A 16,619-nucleotide genomic window follows, 5' to 3' on the forward strand; every position below is an offset into this window, starting at 1 on the left:
TTCAGGCCTCGAAATTGCCGGCGCGGAAATCCATCGCGAAGGCGGGCGAGGCCTTCCACTTGATCGATTTCGGCTTGGCCGTGAAGGTCGCATTCTGGTGCAGCACCGTGTAAGCGGGGTCCTCGCGCTCGGCGATCTCCAGCATGCGGCGGAATGCCTTCTTGCGGGCGGCGCGATCGGTCGACGTCTCCAGGAACTCCGAGAGCTTGTTCAGCTCGGCATTGGTCCACTCGCCGATCTGCTGCTGCTGGCCGTTCGGGCCGTGCTGGGCCACCAGCGAGGACACGGGATCGTTGAAGGCGGCCGAGTTCGACCAGTCGCGTACGGCGCGGGTCGGCGCACGCTCCATGATCTGCGACCAGTTCTCCTTGGTCTCGATCTGGACGTTGAGGCCGACCGACTTCCACATCTCGACCAGCACCTGCGCGGTCGCGACCTGGTTGGTGTAGTAGTTGTTGAGCAGGCGGTACGGAATTGGATCGCCCTTGTAATTGGCCTGCTTGAGCAGATCCTGCGCGAGCTTGGGATCATAGTCCGGCACGCTCCAGTCGGCGTTGAACATGTCGCCGTAGAATTCCCATTGCAGGCCCTTCGGCACGCGGGTGCGGCCCGCCCACAGGCTGTCGACGATGGCCTGACGGTCGATCGCATGGGTGAAGGCGCGGCGCACCAGGGGATTGGCGAGCACGGCGTGGTTCTTGTCGAACACGGTGAGGCGGTGATTGAGGATGGTGCCGCCCTGCACTTCGAACGCCGAATTCTTCTCGATGCCGGCGATCTGGTCCGGCGGGATGTCGCAGGCGAACTGGTATTCGCCCGACAAGAGCCCATTGATGCGGCTCGCCACTTCAGGCACTTCGAGGAAGCGGATGCGCTTGAGCGGCGGACGGCCGCCCCAATATTCGTCGTGCGCTTCCAGGGTCAGCGACACGTCGGGCTTGAGCTCGACGACCTTGTAGGGGCCGGTCGTCACGGGCTTGCGCGCCCAGTCGAGATAGCTTGCGGATTCCTCCCAGGCGCGGCGGTTCATGATGTCGGAGCCGTAGCGCGACAGCCGGCCCTCGATGGTGACGTCGGGCGTCGCGTTGTAGAAGCGCACCGTGTACTTGTCGACGGCATCGACGCGCACTAGGTCCGGCCAGATGCGGCGGGCAACCGCGGGCACGTCCGGCGGCAATTCCTTGCCCGGCCGCGGCGTCGGGATCTTCTCGAAGGCCTGGATGGTGCTTCGGCTCTTGGCCTCGGTCTCGCCGAACATGCGTTCGCGGCTGAAGGTGAAGACGACGTCTTCGGCCGTCAGCTCGTCGCCGTTGTGGAACTTGACGCCCTGGCGCAGCTTCACCTCGACGGTCTGGTCATCGATGCGGCGCCATTCGGTGGCAAGGCCCGGCACGGCTTCGAGGTTGCCGCGCCAGTTCTTGGAGATCAGGCCTTCCCAGATCGAGGAGAAGAACACGCGCTCGCCGACGTTGGACTGCTCGCGCAGCACGTCGAGCACGTTCGCGTTGGTCACCTTCTGCACGGCAACCGTCACCGACGGGCGGTTGTCGCCTTGCGCGATGGCAAAGCGCGGCAGCAGCAGCGTGCTTGCGACAGCGCCGCCGGATTTCAGGATGGTGCGACGGGTGAATCTGCTCATGGCGGTAGCCCTGCCCTGGATGATGCGATTATTCGGCGAGACCGAGCGCGGCGAGATGCGCCGCGCCCTTGCGGACGTCGTCGTGATTGCGAAGCTCGAGGATCAACCGCGGGTTGGAATTCAGCCGTCCGAGCGCGCGGAACACGGCGACCCAGGGGATGTTGCCTTCGCCCGGCGCCCAGTGCCGGTCGGCAAATCCGTCGGTGTCCTGCAGATGCACATGCGTCAGCATGTCGCCGGCGGTTTCGACGTAATAGTCGACGGGCGGCGCGCCGGTGGAGATGTGGGCGTAATTGGCGTGGCCGGTGTCGAGTGAGACGCGGACCTTGGCGCTCTCCAGCGCCTTGGCGAGGCGGACGCGGTCGCGCGGGTCCTTGTCCTCGATGTTCTCGATGACGATCTCGCAGCCGATGGTCTCGGCGCGCGCGATCACCTCGGCGAGCGTTGCCTTGACGCGTTCGACGATATTGGCGCGGTTGTCGGGATAGAGGTCGAGATTGTTGTGGTCCCAGGTCGTGAACGGCGAATGGATCACCATCTGCGTCGCGCCGAGGAATTCGGCGGCATCGAGTCCCTGGATCAGGCGCTTGGTCACGGCCTGGCGGATCATGGGATCGTGGCTGTCGATCTTGAAGCCCCAGAACGGGCCGTGGATGCCGAGCCGGCCGGTATGGCCGGACAGCATCTGCTTGATGTCGGTCGCAGCACTCCGCCAGTCGCCGTCGAGCAGATCGGCGCGGAAGAAGTCCTGGATCTCGAGATCGCGCTGGCGGTCGAGAAGCCAGTCGCGATGCGCGGGGATCGATTTGATGGACAATGCTGCGCCCAGCACCGGCTTCGACATGGCTTGCTCCTTGACCGTCAACGATGACGGGAGCAGCGCTAGACCAGTTCAATGACAGGCCGGTGAAATGCAGGTTCCGCAGCGTGAGGAGATGTGGACATCTCCTGGCGCGCTCCCGTTCCAGGCCATCGCGATCGCGGCGTCGATGCCGAACGGACACATGGCAAGCGGTATCTGTGTCCGTAGTGATCCGGAATGGAATCCTATCGCGATGTCACGTACATCGCGTGCATCGATCGGCGGCCACTTCCACGGGCATCACCCTCTGATCGCGCGACATGGGGTTGGGGGACCACATGGGGCGGGGGATTGAAGGCTGGGGCAAGGTGACGAGGTCCGGACTCCTAGGCACTCCGGACCTCGAAACTTTCTGACATTGAACGCAACTTCGCGCCGTCCGGCTGGGGCATCCGGGCGGCGCGTTGTCGTTTCAGGAGGGCGGCCCCTGGAGCCCGCTCACATTGCATCTTTCAGCGTCAGTCTCGCCGTGAATGTCACGCTGGTTTTGCCGACCAGGGCCATGCCTTCGACCTCGGCGCCGCCGGCGGAGTAGTCGCCCGAGAAGCCGCAGGTGACCTCCCTTCCGCCGAAGGCAAGCGTTCGGCCGACGGCTTCGGTGTGCTGGTTGACGATCATGTCGCCGCGCCACTTGCCGTTCCGGAAGGTGTAGCTGCCGGTGTAGTAGAAATAGCTGTCGCCGCCCATGATGCGTCCATCGCAGAGCACGACGACACCCCTCGCCTGACCGCGCTTGCCGTCGCGCATCTCGATGTCGAAGATGTAGAGGCCGTTGACGACTCTGGCCTCCGCCTTCGCTTCTTCCCCATCCGCCGCCGACATCAGGTCACCCCCAACGATCCGTCGCTCCGATCAGTTCGGCACGTTCCGCTCGAGGTCCTCGAGCCACGCCGCCGCACTCGAATCCGACGGCGCGCGCCAATCTCCGCGAGGCGACAACGAGCCGCCCGCCGAGACCTTCGGGCCGTTCGGCATCGCCGAACGCTTGAACTGGCTGAAGGCGAAGAAGCGGCGCAGGAACACCTCGAGCCAGCGGCGAATCTCCTTGAGGTCATAGGCCTTGCGCCGGTCGTTCGGAAACGCCGGCGGCCATTCGCCCTTGGCAACGTCCTTCCAGGCGTGCTGCGCCATGAAAGCGATCTTGGATGGGCGCATGCCGAAGCGCAGCGTGTAGAACAGGTTGAAATCCTGCAGCTCGTACGGCCCGACGGACGCTTCCGTGCTCTGCGGCTTCTGGCCGGGCTCCACCGGCACCAGCTCGGGCGAGATCTCGGCGGTGAGGATCGAACCGAGCGTGCGGTTGACGTCACCGCTGAACTGCTTCGATGCGATCACCCAGCGGATCAGATGCTGGATCAACGTCTTCGGCACGCCGGCATTGACGTTGTAATGCGCCATCTGGTCGCCGACGCCGTAGGTGCACCAGCCGAGCGCGAGCTCGGAGAGGTCGCCGGTTCCGATCACGATGCCGCCGTGATGGTTGGCGAGCCGGAACAGATAATCCGTGCGCAGGCCCGCCTGCACGTTCTCGAAGGTGACGTCGTAGACCTTCTCTCCCCGGCCGAAGGGGTGACCGATGTCCTTCAGCATCTGCGTCGCGGTGGTGCGGATGTCGAGCTCCTGCCAGCTCGTGTGCAACGCCTGCATCAACGCCAGCGCATGGGTCTTGCTCTCGCTGCCGGTGGCGAAGCCGGGCATGGTATAGGCCAGGATGTTCTCGCGCGCCAGGCCGAGCAGATCGACCGCCTTGGCGGCGACGATCAAAGCGTGGGTGGAATCGAGCCCGCCGGAGACGCCAATGACGACGCGCTTGGTGCCGGTGGCGCGCATGCGCTGCACGAGGCCGGCGACCTGGATGTTGTAGGCCTCGTAGCAATCCTGCTCGAGCAGGCTTTCGTCGCTCGGCACGAAGGGAAAGCGCTCGACCTTGCGCAGGAAGCCGATATCGGCGGATGGCGGCCTCAAGGCGAACGTCACCCTGCGATAGAACGCCTCCCGTTGGCGGCGATTGTCGTCGAACGTGCCCATCAGGGCGCGCTCCTGCCTGAGCAGATCGAGATCGACGTCGGCAGTGGTGACCTGGCCGCCCTGGCGGAACCGCTCGCCCTCGGCCAGCAGCACGCCGTTCTCGTAGATCGAGGTCTGGCCGTCCCAGGACAGATCCGTGGTCGATTCCCCGGCGCCGGCAGCCGAGTAGACGTAAGCCGCAAGGCAGCGCGCCGACGTCGACTGGCACAACAGCGCGCGCGAGCGCGCCCGGCCGATCGTGATCGGGCTGCCGGAGAGATTGACCAGCACGCTGGCGCCAGCCAGCGCGAGCTCCGAGGCCGGCGTTACCGGGATCCACATGTCCTCGCAGATCTCGACGCCGATGGTGAGGCCCGGAACGTCCTCGGCCGAGAACAGGAGGTCGACGCCAAACGGCGCATGCAGCCCGCCGAACGCGATGGTCTCCCCGACCATGCCGGCGCCGGAGCCGAAATGCCGGCCCTCGTAGAACTCGCGATAGGTCGGCAAATAGGTCTTCGGCACCACGCCGAGCACGTTGCCGCGATGAATGACGACGGCGCAATTGTAGATGCGATGACCAAAGCGCAGCGGGGCGCCGACGATCAGGACCGGCATCAGCCCCGCGGAGGCCTCGACGATGCCGGCAAGGCCGCGCTCGACAGCGTCCAGCAGCGGATCCTGCTTGACCAGATCCTCGATCGCATAGCCGGACAGGCACAGCTCGGGAAACACGGCGACCGCCACCGATTGCTCGTGACAGGCATTGGCCGCCGCCAGCACGGCCTTGGCATTGGCCGTGGGATCGGCGACATGGGAGGTGGTGACGCAGGCCGCCACGCGCGCAAATCCGTGAGCGTAGATCGAGTGGAAAGTCATCGAGCGCAGTACCCTTAATCTCTTCACGGCCGAAGCCGTCGGCTCCGGACCCTATGTAGCCCATCGGCCGGGGCCCGTGCAGGCCATCCGCCGTCATGCATAACGGATTTGCAGGGCCGCTTGGCCAGCGCCTGGCGATTTCAGGCGCGGCGGGCCAGTACGCCGGGCAGGTCGTCGCGCAGCCAGGCGGCGATCCGCGGCCAGGCGTGCGCATGGGTGCGCGCGCCCATGAAGAGGCCGAGGTGATTGCTCGGCTCCGAGGCCGCCGCAATGAAGGCCGGCGGCGTGCCGAGGAGCCCCGCGGTGGCCAGCGCCTGCGCAGCCGGCACGACGTCGTCGTCGAGCCCCGCCAGCAGGAAGACCGGTGCCTTGACGTCCTTCAGATCGATCGTGCGACCAAGTGCGACGAAACTGCCGCCAGCGATCCGGTTCTCCCGGAATATCCGGTTGACGATCTCCAGATAATACGTGCCCGGCAGATCAAGCGTCTCCGCGTTCCAGCGCTCGAAGCGCGCGAGCAGAGCCGCCCCCTCCTCGTCCGACAGGTCTCTCTGCAAAGCCGCGACGATATCATCGCGGTTCGGCGCCTTGGACCACAAGCGCAGCATCTCCCCGCCGCTGACATTGCCGCCGCCGCGTGCGACGAGCTGGTGGTAGACCATCTCGGGTGCGTTGCGGGTGAGCCGGCGCAACGAGGACTCGATCGACAGGTCGACGGGAGCGCCTGCTAGCACCAGCCGCCGCACCTTGGCCGGAAAGCGCGCCGCATAGAGCAGCGACAACCAGCCGCCCTGGCACAGGCCGACCAGATCCACCGGCGCGCCGATCTCGTCGATGGCGACGTTGAGATCGCCGAGATAGCTGTCGATCGAGAGATAGCGCATGTCCGGCGTCGCCGAGCGCCAATCGGTCAGATAGACCCGGTCGATGCCGCCGGCTTGCAGGGACTGCACCACGCTGTGGCCGGGCGCGAAATCGGCGATCAGCGCCCGGTGCAATGCATAGGGCGCACAGACCAGCGCCGGCGCGCCGGATTTGTCTTTCGAGCAATCGCGCAGGCGCATGGTCGCGAGCTCGAGCGCGACATCGTTCGGCGTCGTCCAGGCCAGACAGCTCTCGTCCTGCTCGACCGGGCTGCCCTCCAGCCACCAGAAGCAGGAATCCATGGCGAGGCGCGCCGCCGCGAACGGCCACAGCAGCGGATCCTCCGGGCTAGCGTCCTGTGCGCCCTTCTCTTTGCGGGCCTTGTCCACCATGGCTATCTCACGATCTTCACAGGAACGCCTCCAGGCCGACCACCGAAATGCCGCACTGTCGAAAGCTCCGATGCGTCGCGGTCACCGAACCGTCGAGATCAATGCCGCGGCAGGCCTCCTCGATGACGACGACCTCGAATCCCGCCTTGCGGGCGTCCTCTGCCGAGAAGCGGACGCAGAAATCGAGCGCAAGCCCGGCGACGAAGACGGTCTTCAGCTCGCGCTCGCGCAAATAGCCGAGCAGGCCGGTCGGCGTCCTCTTGTCGTTCTCGAACAAGGCCGAATAGGAATCGATGCCGCGGCGAAAGCCCTTGCGCACCACGAGGCTCGCGCGTGTGACGTCGAGATCGCGATGGAATTCGGCGCCGGAGCTGCCCTGCACGCAATGCGCCGGCCAGAGCACCTGGGTGCCGTAGTCGAGCTCAATGGTCTGGAACGGCTGCTTGCCCACATGGTTCGGCGCAAACGAGACGTGGTCGCGCGGATGCCAGTCCTGGGTCAGAACCATATTGCCGAATCTTTGGGCGATGCGGTTGATGGCAGGGACGACCTTCTCGCCGCCGGGAACGGCGAGCGCCCCGCCGCTGCAGAAGTCGTTCTGCACGTCGATCGCCAGCAGCACGTCACGGTCGGAAATCTTCATCACCGGCCTCTTCGATGGCCCCGGCGCGGCGGCGCCGGACAGGCCCCCCTTAGTGTCGGTCTTCCCGCGCTGCTTCGCAACCGCCGTCGCCTTGCAACGCGAATTGGTCACCGGACGACCGCCAGCATGCAACGGTTTCGCCCCGTCCGTGTTGACTAGGCGCATCCCAGGGCGGATTCTCGCACTGTCGGCGACAGGCGGATCGGGTCGAAGGCGTGGAGGACAGGGTGCCGCGGCCAGCGGGCGGCGGCAGCCACGAGGTTATGAATACCGGCATGGATATCGGCAACACTGGACAGATACTTCTCGCCGATATCGGCGGCACCAATGCGCGCTTCGCGCTGAGCCGGAGCGAATTGGGCCTCGGCCGATTCGATCAAGCAAGCCCCATCGACTATGTGAAGGTCGCCGACTTCCCAACCGTCCGGGAGGCCATTGCGGACGTCCTCGCGCGGCGGGCCTGCGGCCAGCAGCCGCAAAGAGCAGTGCTGGCCGTGGCGGGTCCTGTCACCAACAACCGCTGCGTCATGACCAACAGCCCCTGGGTCATCGATGGCAACGAATTGCGGCCGGCGCTCGGCTTCGACAGCGTCCATGTCCTCAACGATTTCGAGGTGGTCGCCTGGTCCCTCCCCGCCTTGCAGTCTGCCGATCTCATTCCGCTCGGCGGAGGCGACGGCCTGCCGGGAGAGCCGATGCTGGTGATCGGCCCCGGAACCGGCTTTGGCGTGTCCTGTCTGGTCGAGCGCCATGGCGCGCGCCTGGCCGTCGTCACCGAGGCCGGACACGCGACCCTGCCGGCCGAGAATGAGCGCGAGGAGCGTGTGATCGCGTGCCTTCGCCGACGGCTCGGCCACGTCTCCATCGAGCGCGGCGCGCTCTCGGGTTCCGGACTGCAAAACCTCTACGAGGCCTTGGCCGAGGTTGACGGCGCCCAGGTGCCGCACCGCGATGCTGCTGCTATCACCAAGGCCGCGCTGGAAGGCAGCTGTCCCGTCAGCCGCGAAGCGCTGGACATGTTTTGCGCCATCTTGGGCTCAGTCGCCGGCAATCTCGCGGTGACATTCGGCGCCCGAGGCGGCGTCTATGTCGCCGGCGGAATCGTGCCTCGCTTTCCCGAGTTCCTGATGGCTTCCGCATTCAGGGCCCGCTTCGAAGCCAAGGGACGCTTCCAGGATTATTTGCGCAACATCCCGACGCGGCTCGTGATCAAACCCGATGCGAGCTTCGTCGGCCTGAAGATGTTTGCCGATTCCCAGGCGGGTTGAGATCCGCTCGTCTCAGCTGCTGGCGGTTCCAGTCATGCACAGCTGATTGCTGCGCAGACGCCCCTCCGGACGGGATCCTGCTTGCGTGCCTGTTTCGGATGGGAAACAATCCCGCCGTGTGTGTGGCGTAGTTGCGGGGGCGTGACATGCGTAAGCAGGATGTGGGTTTCGACTATCACCGCTATCACCGCCTGCTGAGCGAGGCGGACGACGAAGACAAGCGGCTGGCACTGATCGACCTCCTGATCGAGGAAAAGGCGCGGGACCGGCTGGCCGCCCAGCGCGCATCGGACCGGGCCGCCATGACCGCCCAGACCATTGCCACGGTGCTCAAGAACGGCCGCAACTGAGGCTTGCAATCCGGCCGCGGCCGGCGAGGACGCGAGCTTCGATTGCGACTCCGTTAACGACGCCTCGCAATCTCGTGTCAAACTTTTTGCTCTAGAAGTTCCCTCACCTGATGCAATTCAGGATCAACAAGGGGGGAATGAACATGAGCATGATTTCGCTTGCCGCGATGCCGGCCGTCGCCGAAACGCGTTTTTCCGATTCGTCCTTCAAGACGATCTTGCTGCTGTGCTGCACGGGCCTGGTCGCCTCGTTCGGCCTGATGGCGTACGGCATCGACCTCGGCGCCGCCCTGGTGTGAGACCGCCACAAGTTCCATCGCCAAATGGCCGCCCTTGAGGGCGGCCATTTTCCTTATGGCTCAGTGCGGCGGTTGGGGCGCGGGACCCGGAAACATCGAATCGATCATCGCCTTGAGCTGATCCATCGCGATGGGCTTGCGCAGGATCGGCCTGCGCCGGAGCAAGGACGGCAGCAGTTCCGGCCCGTAGCCGGTGGCGAACAGAAACGGCTTGCCGCGACGCTCGATCAGGTCGGCGACGGGATCGACGTAGACGCCCATGAGATTGATGTCGAGGATGGCCAGATCATATTGAGCGGTCATCGCGAACGCGCTGGCGTCCCGGACATTGTCCGCTTCCGCGACGACGTGGTGGCCGAGTTCCACCACCATGTCGGCGATCATCATCCGGATCAACGCCTCGTCTTCGACCAGGAAAACGGAGAGTCCGTCCGCCATATCAACCCCGCAGTCAGCTTGCGAAGATAATCATACCTCAATCGCGAATGGGATACACGAATTCGTGGTGGGCGCCGTTAATTCGCACGCGCCCGATCCGATTCAACTTGATCAATCCAATCCCCGCTCGTGGCTCAGGCGCACCATCGCCTGGATGAAGACCTGCTTCTGCTTGTCGTCGAGGCTCGAATACAGCGGCTCGGCGGCGTCGGCGACATTGCGCTGATCGGCGGCACGGTCGATCAGGAACTGCGCCTCGTTGCGCATCTGCTCGATGATGTCATCGGGCGGATCCCGCTTGGCGCGGGCAACCCGCAAGTTGAGCCGCTCTGCACCATTATGCCCCAAGTAGTGCATTGCGCTCGAGAAACCGTACCAATGCTTCTCCTGATCGGGCGTCAGGTTCAGCTCGGTCTTGATCCGCTCGATATAGGAATCGCTGTTGGCAACGATCTGTTCGGCGGTCTGCTGCGGCGCGCCGGGCTGTGTGAGGACCGTGACGTCCTTATTGTCCTTGCCCTGTGGTGCGTTCTTCGCCTCCTTGCTCGCCTTGGCGCCCTTTCCCGCCTTGGCGCTCTTGGCATCCTTGTCCTTGGCGGCACCCTGCTGCTTGGCATCCTTGCCCGTGTTGTCCTTGCCCGTGTTGTCCTTGGCCGTGTTGTCCTTCGCCGCAGGAGCCTGATTGCCATTGTTGTTGCCGACACCGAGCACGCCGGTGAAGACGCCGACCACGCCGCCGATTGCGCCGCCGAGCACGCCACCGACCGGACCCGCCGCTTTGTTTCCGGCGGCCGCGCCATCCTGAACGCCTTTGACCAAACCTTGAGCATCGGCCACTGCGGCTCCACCGAGCAGCAGCGCGAGCACGGCCCCCAGCGCAAACCATCGCCGCATGTGAAGCCGCGCTGACGGCGCCGGGTTGATCATTCTCGTCTCCATCGTCGATCTGACTGGCCTGTTGGAGCGGGAGCTCCCCGCAACTGCAACTCTATCGTTTCCGCCGCGCCGCGGTCCAGACGCAGCCAAGTGCTGTCCACGTCCGAAAACTCTTTCGCGCGAAGCGGTTATGCAGGCTCATTCGAAACTGCGGCGTAATTGCGCACGGATCGTTCCAGGCCGGTTCACGTCAAGTGTGCATCGCAAACAAGCGATCGGGACGGACGAGCGGGCGCGACACGTGAGCGTTCCGGCACGCAACGTTAGTTCTATGCGCGGGCACGTTCGGCTTTCTCGACAGACGCGATCAATCATGATCTGATCGCGCTACCAATTTGCTGCGGCCTGCGTGAATTTCGATCGGGCCGACGGCACCAATAAGAAAATCGAACAACAAGAAACTCGGAAAAAGAAGTCTTAGAGGAAACTCCAACAACAACACCCAAGCGAGGAAACGAGATGTCACGCAAGACACTGACGCGACGTCAATTTGTGGCTGCCACTGCAATGTCCTCCGCGGCGCTGATCACGGCGCCCTACGTCCGGGGCGCTTACGCCGCCGGCAAGCTCTCGATCGGCTTCTGGGACCATTGGGTCCCCGGCGCCAACAAGGCCTCGACCGACCTCGTCAACGAATGGGCCGCCAAGGAGAAGGTCGAAGTTACGATCGACTACATCCCAAGCCAGGGCAACAAGAACCTGCTCACCATTGCCGCCGAAGCGCAAGCCAAGTCGGGCCATGATATTTTCGCGATGCCGACATGGTGGGCCCACTCCAACGCCGAGCAATTGGAGGATGTCAGCGACATCATGAAGCCGATCATCGCCGAGAACGGAGAGGTGAACGGCACAGCCAAGTATCTCGGCACGGCCGGGACCAAGTGGCTCGGCGTTCCCGCCTGCGTCGGCAGTCAAATCAAGGGCCCCTGCTCCCGCATCGATTTGATGAAGAAGCACGCGGGCATCGACGTACAGGAGATGTATCCGGCCGGTTCTGAACCAAAGGCCGACAACTGGACGCTCGAAACGTTCCTGAAAGCTGCCGAAGCTTGTCACAAGGCAGGCTTCCCGTTCGGGATCGGCCTCGGCGAGACGACCGACAATGTCGATACGGCGGGCGCGATCTTCCTCTCGTTCGGCGCTCAGCTCGTCGATGCCAAGGGCAATCTCACGGTCAAGACCGATGCAGTTCGTCAGGCACTCGACTTCTACAAGAAGCTGATCAACTTCCTGCCGCCCGACGTCGCGGCCTGGGACGACGCATCCAACAATAAATGGCTGGTCTCCGGCAGGGGCGCGATGATCATGAACCCGCCGAGCGCCTGGGCCGTCGCCAAGCGCGACGCGCCGCAGGTTGCGGAGCAATGCTGGACGCACGGATTCCCGGCCGGACCCAAGGGGCGCTTTGCTCCCTACCTGCCATACTTCTGGAGCATCTGGAATTTCTCGAAGAACAAGGACGCGGCGAAGAGCCTCCTGGTCCATTTGTCGAAGCCGGCGGCCATCGAAAAGATGGTGGTCGCGAGCGGCGGCTACGACCTACCGGCCTATGAGAAGCTGACGACGCTGAAGGTCTGGCAGGAGGAAGGGCCGCCGAAAGGCACGCTCTATCACTATCCGAACCCCTACAAGCATCAAACGCTGTCGATCGCAGCTTCGCCCGCGCCGCCGAAGATTGCACAGCAGATCTACGCGCAGGCCACGCTGACCAAGATGTGTTTGCGTTATCATCAGGGTGAAGCGATGGAAAAGACGCTCGCCTGGGCCGAAGGCGAGTGCGAAGGCTTCATGCGGAGCTGAGCCGGCCAGGTGTCGCCGCAAGCGGCCGCGTGTCGTCTTGCGGCGCCCCTGCTCTCGAATGTTCCGTAACCGAGCTCTTTGAACCAGACCGCGCGAGGAAAATGCATCATGGCGGACGTCGCATTGCAGCCGGACAGGGTTGGCACAGCGCAACCGGCGCGAAAACGTTCCAGTCTGCAGAAGGCGCTCAAACGCAAATCCACCGCGGCGTTCCTGATGACGCTGCCGCTGATCATCCTCATCGCGCTTCTGGTGCTTTATCCTGCGTTCTATTCGCTGCATCTGGCGACCCTCAACAAGTCGATGCAGAGATTCGTCGGTCTCGGCAATTTCGAATTCCTGTTCAAGCGCGACACGTTCTGGCTGGTCGTCAAGCAATCCTGCATCTTCGCGATCACGGCCGTGTTCTTCAAGGCGCTGATCGGTTTCATCGTCGCGCACTTCGTCCATAACATTCCGGCCAAGGGTCAGCGCAAATGGCGCGGCATGCTGCTGGTGCCCTGGGTGATCCCACCCGCGATGAGTACGCTCGCATGGCTGTGGCTGTTCGATCCCTCCTACAGCGCGTTCAACTATACGCTGTCGTTTTTCGGAATCGGCCCGATCCCGTGGACCGGCGATGCGGCCTGGGCGCGCTTTTCCGTCATTCTGGTCAACGTCTGGTACGGCGCGCCGTTCTTCATGATCATGTATCTGGCCTCGCTGAAGTCGGTGCCCGAACAGCTCTATGAGGCGGCGGCGATCGACGGCGCCAATTGGTGGCAGCGCATCTGGTACGTAACGTTGCCGATGATGCGCAACATCATCGCGATCACGACGCTGTTTTCGCTGATCGTCACCTTTGCCAATTTCGACATCGTACGAATCCTGACCGCCGGCGGCCCTCTCGACCACACCCACATCTTCGCCACCTGGGCCTTCAGGATTGGCATCGAGGGGAGCGACATTCCGCTCGGTGCCAGCGTCTCCCTGTTCATGGTGCCGATCCTGGCGGTCGCAGCGATATTCATCCTGCGGGATGTCAACAAGCGCGGGAATGAAGCCTGATGAGCTCAGTCACGATCGACAAGGCCGCACCGACGCGCACCGTCAAGTATGGAAGCATGAGCCGCGACCGCAAATGGGCGCTGCGATGGTCGTACTTCTTTCTGACGCTGTTTGCGATCTTCTCGCTGCTGCCGCCCATCTACATGCTGATCACCTCGCTCAAGAGCAGCGCCGAAATCTCGGCGGCGACCAATCCTTGGTGGGTGTTCCACCCGACGCTCGAGAACTATGTCGGCCTGCTGACATCGAACCAGTTCCTGAGGTTCTTCTGGAATTCCGCGCTGGTTTCGATATTCGTGGTCACCATCACGATGCTGATCAGCGTGCCCGCGGCATTTGCCCTGGCGCGGATGCGGTTCTGGGGGTCGGCCACGCTGGCGACCGGCGTGTTCTTGACCTACCTCATCCCAGACAGCCTGCTTTTCATTCCGCTGTTCAAGGTGTTCGCGCTGTTCGGCGACTGGACTGGCATCCAGCTCATCAACCGGTGGTACGTCCTGCTCTTCATCTATCCGACGCTGACGGTCCCGTTCTGCACCTGGATCATGATCGGCTACTTCGCATCGATCCCCAAGGAGCTTGACGAGGCCGCCATCATCGATGGCGCGTCCTGGTTCCAGACGCTGACCCGGATCTTCATTCCGGTGGCGCTGCCGGGGCTGATCGCCGCGACCATCTTCGCCTTCACCGTGTCCTGGGCGCAGTTCCTCTATCCGCTCGTGTTCACGACCTCCACGGACCAGCTCGTGCTGCCCGTCGGCATCATTACCACGCTGATCAAGGGCGACGTCTTCAACTGGGGACAGATCATGACCGGCGCGCTGCTCGGCGCGGCGCCGCCGCTGATCATCTATGCGTTCCTGATGGACTACTACATTGCCGGCCTGACCGCCGGTGCGACAAAGGGTTGATGGTGAGGAGCTGAAGTTCGATGGCTGACGTTGCTCTGCGGAAGGTAGTCAAGCGTTACGACGACGTCGAGGCCGTGCGCGGCATCGACCTCGACATCGCCGACCACGAGTTCATCGTGCTGGTCGGCCCGTCCGGCTGCGGCAAGTCGACCACGCTGCGGATGATTGCAGGCCTCGAGGACATCAGCGACGGCGACATCATGATCGGCGGCGATGTCGTCAACGACGTGCCGCCGAAGGACCGCGACATCGCGATGGTGTTCCAGAACTACGCGCTCTATCCGCACATGACGGTCGCGGAGAACATGTCGTTCGGGCTGCGCCTGAAGCATTATCCCAAGGCCGAGATCAAGGCGCGGGTGACGGAGGCCGCCCGCCTGCTCGACATCACCGACCTGATCGACCGCAAGCCGAAGCAGCTCTCGGGCGGCCAGCGCCAGCGCGTTGCGATGGGCCGCGCCATCGTCCGCAACCCGAAGGTCTTCCTGTTCGACGAGCCGCTGTCCAACCTCGACGCCAAGCTGCGCGTGCAGATGCGGATCGAGATCAAGAAGGTGCACCAGAAGGTACGCACCACCACCGTCTACGTCACCCACGACCAGGTCGAGGCGATGACCCTGGCCGATCGCGTCGTGGTGATGAACAAGGGACGGATCGAGCAGATCGGCACGCCGAACGAGCTCTACCACAAGCCGGCAACGCGCTTCGTCGCCGGCTTCATCGGCTCGCCCGCGATGAACTTCCTGCCGTGCCGGCTCGAGGATGTCGGCGGCACGCTGCAGATCCGTCTGACCGACCGCATCGCCTTCGCGCTGCCGCCGGCACGCGCCGCGCGCTACAACACGCTGCCGCGCACGGAGAAGCTGCTCCTCGGCATCCGCCCCGAGCATCTCACCGAGTCGCACGCGCATCTCGGACCGGGCGTGGAGTCCTTCGACACCGTGCTCGACGTCACCGAGCCGATGGGCATGGAGACCCTGGTCTATTTCGGGCTCGACGGCACGCCGGTCTGCGGCCGCGTCGATCCCAATGCCGGCGCCAAGGACGGGGCTCCCATGCGTTTGGCGATGGACCTCAATAACATGCACCTGCTAAACGAGGCGACCGGCGCCGTGTTATGACGCCGGTTCAAGAAACTCGTGCAGGCAGGGGACGATGGCGACCAACAAGAAGAAGATTTTCGTTACACAAACTTTGTCGCAAGGGGCGCGCGCCCTCCTCACCCAGCGCGACGATATCGAGCTCGTCGAGTTCGCGAACCTGATCTCGGCCCGGGATTTCGAGGCCTTGCTGAAGAGTCATGCGCCGGTCCACGGCGTCGCGCTCGGCGCGACCGCCTTCGGCGAGACCGAGCTCGAAGCCGCCGGGGACATGAAGGTGGTGACCCGCATCGGCGTCGGCTACGACGCCGTCGACGTGCCCGCCCTCTCCCGCCGCAAGGTGCCGCTGATGGTGGCAGGCAGCGCCAACTCGCCCTCGGTTGCCGAGCAGGCGCTGTTCATGATGCTGACGCTGGCCAAGCGCGCGCAGGAGCTGCATGCCTGCGTCAAGAACGGCAAATGGGCCGACCGGCTCGGCATGCTGCCGTTCGATCTCTACGGCAAGACCGTGCTCATCATCGGCTTCGGTCGCATCGGCACCCGTACCGCCAAGCGGTGCCTGGCCATGGAAATGAAAGTGCAGGTCTACGATCCCTACAAGCCCGCCGCCGAGATCAAGGCCGCCGGCTGCGAGCCGGTCGCGGACCTCGACGCAGCGCTGCCTCACGCCGATTTCGTCACCATCCACTGCCCGAAGACGCCGGAGACGGTCGGCCTGTTCGATGCTGCCAGGATCGGCCGCATGAAGCCGAGATCCTATCTCATCAACACCGCACGCGGCGGCATCGTGAAGGAAGCAGCGCTCTACGACGCCTTGGTCTCCGGTAAGCTCGCCGGTGCCGGCATCGACGTGTTCGAGGTGGAGCCGCCGCCGGTCAGCAACGCGCTGTTCGCCCTGCCCAACGTCATCATCGCCCCGCACGTCGCCGGCGTCACGGTCGAGGCGGTCCAGCGCATGAGCGAGCAGACCGCGCGCAACATCCTGAGTGTGCTGGACGGGGATCCCATCACGCAGAACGTCATCAATCAGGACGTGCTGGGCTGAACGCGACCCAAGGCGGATGGTCAACCCATCCGCCTTCGGAAGGCCAGAATGCGTCCCATTTTGGTGCAGATCGAGCCCCAACTCAGCCTTAATCAAACGCGCGTAATAAGCCGAGCCGCGGCGGCAGTGGGACAGACTG

General features: G+C 64.0%; 16 protein-coding genes. 8 read left to right on the forward strand and 8 right to left on the reverse strand.

The window, feature by feature from the left end:
* Window position 1: 1 nt before the first annotated feature.
* The 6 genes from TSA1_RS01285 to pncA all read right to left on the reverse strand — a co-directional run bounded on the left by TSA1_RS01285 (window position 2) and on the right by pncA (window position 7,286).
* Entirely contained in the window at window positions 2-1,639 is a 1,638-nt protein-coding gene (locus TSA1_RS01285) for an ABC transporter substrate-binding protein (protein WP_100174747.1), read from the reverse strand.
* 28 nt (window positions 1,640-1,667) lie between these two features.
* Entirely contained in the window at window positions 1,668-2,483 is an 816-nt protein-coding gene (locus tag TSA1_RS01290; protein ID WP_100180910.1) for a sugar phosphate isomerase/epimerase family protein, read from the reverse strand.
* Window positions 2,484-2,939: 456 nt separating this feature from the next.
* Window positions 2,940-3,323 carry a GrlR family regulatory protein gene (locus tag TSA1_RS01295; RefSeq protein ID WP_100174748.1) on the reverse strand — a complete coding sequence of 128 codons (384 nt, stop codon included), beginning with the start codon at window positions 3,321-3,323 and terminating at the stop codon, window positions 2,940-2,942.
* A 30-nt stretch (window positions 3,324-3,353) separates the two neighbouring features.
* Complete coding sequence (locus tag TSA1_RS01300) at window positions 3,354-5,387, reverse strand: NAD(+) synthase (RefSeq protein WP_100174749.1); 2,034 nt, start codon at window positions 5,385-5,387, stop codon at window positions 3,354-3,356.
* A gap of 140 nt (window positions 5,388-5,527) precedes the next feature.
* Entirely contained in the window at window positions 5,528-6,643 is a 1,116-nt protein-coding gene (locus tag TSA1_RS01305; protein WP_100174750.1) for an alpha/beta fold hydrolase, read from the reverse strand.
* 16 nt (window positions 6,644-6,659) lie between these two features.
* Window positions 6,660-7,286 (reverse strand): bifunctional nicotinamidase/pyrazinamidase, encoded by a 627-nt coding sequence (pncA, locus tag TSA1_RS01310; RefSeq protein ID WP_100180911.1) that lies wholly within the window; start codon window positions 7,284-7,286, stop codon window positions 6,660-6,662.
* Window positions 7,287-7,561: 275 nt separating this feature from the next.
* Here pncA and glk point away from each other — a divergent pair, with 275 nt between their 5' ends.
* From glk to TSA1_RS39520, 3 genes are all read left to right on the forward strand, one after another.
* Window positions 7,562-8,554: a glucokinase gene (gene glk, locus TSA1_RS01315; RefSeq protein ID WP_100180912.1), complete on the forward strand. Its 993-nt coding sequence runs from the start codon at window positions 7,562-7,564 to the stop codon at window positions 8,552-8,554.
* Window positions 8,555-8,700: 146 nt separating this feature from the next.
* The gene (locus TSA1_RS01320) at window positions 8,701-8,904 is read left to right on the forward strand and encodes a hypothetical protein (protein WP_100174751.1); all 204 of its coding nucleotides are present in this window, start codon (window positions 8,701-8,703) and stop codon (window positions 8,902-8,904) included.
* 143 nt (window positions 8,905-9,047) lie between these two features.
* Entirely contained in the window at window positions 9,048-9,203 is a 156-nt protein-coding gene (locus TSA1_RS39520) for a hypothetical protein (RefSeq protein ID WP_174718686.1), read from the forward strand.
* 60 nt (window positions 9,204-9,263) lie between these two features.
* On the opposite strand, the gene TSA1_RS01325 is transcribed toward TSA1_RS39520, so the two are convergent.
* Together TSA1_RS01325 and TSA1_RS01330 are read right to left on the reverse strand one after the other, a co-directional pair.
* Window positions 9,264-9,641 (reverse strand): response regulator, encoded by a 378-nt coding sequence (locus tag TSA1_RS01325; RefSeq protein ID WP_100174752.1) that lies wholly within the window; start codon window positions 9,639-9,641, stop codon window positions 9,264-9,266.
* Window positions 9,642-9,752: 111 nt separating this feature from the next.
* Complete coding sequence (locus TSA1_RS01330; protein ID WP_100174753.1) at window positions 9,753-10,568, reverse strand: Spy/CpxP family protein refolding chaperone; 816 nt, start codon at window positions 10,566-10,568, stop codon at window positions 9,753-9,755.
* A gap of 468 nt (window positions 10,569-11,036) precedes the next feature.
* Here TSA1_RS01330 and TSA1_RS01335 point away from each other — a divergent pair, with 468 nt between their 5' ends.
* The 5 genes from TSA1_RS01335 (at window position 11,037) to TSA1_RS01355 (ending at window position 16,480) form a co-directional block, all read left to right on the forward strand.
* Window positions 11,037-12,377 (forward strand): ABC transporter substrate-binding protein, encoded by a 1,341-nt coding sequence (locus TSA1_RS01335; protein WP_100174754.1) that lies wholly within the window; start codon window positions 11,037-11,039, stop codon window positions 12,375-12,377.
* Between the two features lie 108 nt (window positions 12,378-12,485).
* The gene (locus TSA1_RS01340) at window positions 12,486-13,424 is read left to right on the forward strand and encodes a carbohydrate ABC transporter permease (protein ID WP_100174755.1); all 939 of its coding nucleotides are present in this window, start codon (window positions 12,486-12,488) and stop codon (window positions 13,422-13,424) included.
* On the forward strand, window positions 13,424-14,335 hold the full coding sequence (locus TSA1_RS01345) for a carbohydrate ABC transporter permease (protein WP_025036339.1): 912 nt from the start codon (window positions 13,424-13,426) through the stop codon (window positions 14,333-14,335). Before TSA1_RS01340 ends, TSA1_RS01345 begins: the two co-directional genes overlap by 1 nt.
* Window positions 14,336-14,355: 20 nt before the next feature.
* Entirely contained in the window at window positions 14,356-15,456 is a 1,101-nt protein-coding gene (locus TSA1_RS01350; protein WP_100174756.1) for an ABC transporter ATP-binding protein, read from the forward strand.
* A gap of 34 nt (window positions 15,457-15,490) precedes the next feature.
* Window positions 15,491-16,480, forward strand: coding sequence for a hydroxyacid dehydrogenase (locus TSA1_RS01355; protein WP_100174757.1), 990 nt, complete (start codon window positions 15,491-15,493; stop codon window positions 16,478-16,480).
* Window positions 16,481-16,619: the final 139 nt, after the last annotated feature.

This window comes from Bradyrhizobium nitroreducens (assembly GCF_002776695.1).
GTDB classification, from domain to species: Bacteria; Pseudomonadota; Alphaproteobacteria; order Rhizobiales; family Xanthobacteraceae; genus Bradyrhizobium; species Bradyrhizobium nitroreducens.

Coding starts and splice junctions, on each gene's coding strand:
- TSA1_RS01285 (WP_100174747.1), bottom strand. CDS start 1,639: ATGAGCAGATTCACCCGTCGCACCATCCTGAAATCCGGCGGCGCTGTC.
- TSA1_RS01290 (WP_100180910.1), bottom strand. CDS start 2,483: ATGTCGAAGCCGGTGCTGGGCGCAGCATTGTCCATCAAATCGATCCCC.
- TSA1_RS01295 (WP_100174748.1), bottom strand. CDS start 3,323: ATGTCGGCGGCGGATGGGGAAGAAGCGAAGGCGGAGGCCAGAGTCGTC.
- TSA1_RS01300 (WP_100174749.1), bottom strand. CDS start 5,387: ATGACTTTCCACTCGATCTACGCTCACGGATTTGCGCGCGTGGCGGCC.
- TSA1_RS01305 (WP_100174750.1), bottom strand. CDS start 6,643: ATGGTGGACAAGGCCCGCAAAGAGAAGGGCGCACAGGACGCTAGCCCG.
- pncA (WP_100180911.1), bottom strand. CDS start 7,286: ATGAAGATTTCCGACCGTGACGTGCTGCTGGCGATCGACGTGCAGAAC.
- glk (WP_100180912.1), top strand. CDS start 7,562: ATGGATATCGGCAACACTGGACAGATACTTCTCGCCGATATCGGCGGC.
- TSA1_RS01320 (WP_100174751.1), top strand. CDS start 8,701: ATGCGTAAGCAGGATGTGGGTTTCGACTATCACCGCTATCACCGCCTG.
- TSA1_RS39520 (WP_174718686.1), top strand. CDS start 9,048: ATGAGCATGATTTCGCTTGCCGCGATGCCGGCCGTCGCCGAAACGCGT.
- TSA1_RS01325 (WP_100174752.1), bottom strand. CDS start 9,641: ATGGCGGACGGACTCTCCGTTTTCCTGGTCGAAGACGAGGCGTTGATC.
- TSA1_RS01330 (WP_100174753.1), bottom strand. CDS start 10,568: ATGATCAACCCGGCGCCGTCAGCGCGGCTTCACATGCGGCGATGGTTT.
- TSA1_RS01335 (WP_100174754.1), top strand. CDS start 11,037: ATGTCACGCAAGACACTGACGCGACGTCAATTTGTGGCTGCCACTGCA.
- TSA1_RS01340 (WP_100174755.1), top strand. CDS start 12,486: ATGGCGGACGTCGCATTGCAGCCGGACAGGGTTGGCACAGCGCAACCG.
- TSA1_RS01345 (WP_025036339.1), top strand. CDS start 13,424: ATGAGCTCAGTCACGATCGACAAGGCCGCACCGACGCGCACCGTCAAG.
- TSA1_RS01350 (WP_100174756.1), top strand. CDS start 14,356: ATGGCTGACGTTGCTCTGCGGAAGGTAGTCAAGCGTTACGACGACGTC.
- TSA1_RS01355 (WP_100174757.1), top strand. CDS start 15,491: ATGGCGACCAACAAGAAGAAGATTTTCGTTACACAAACTTTGTCGCAA.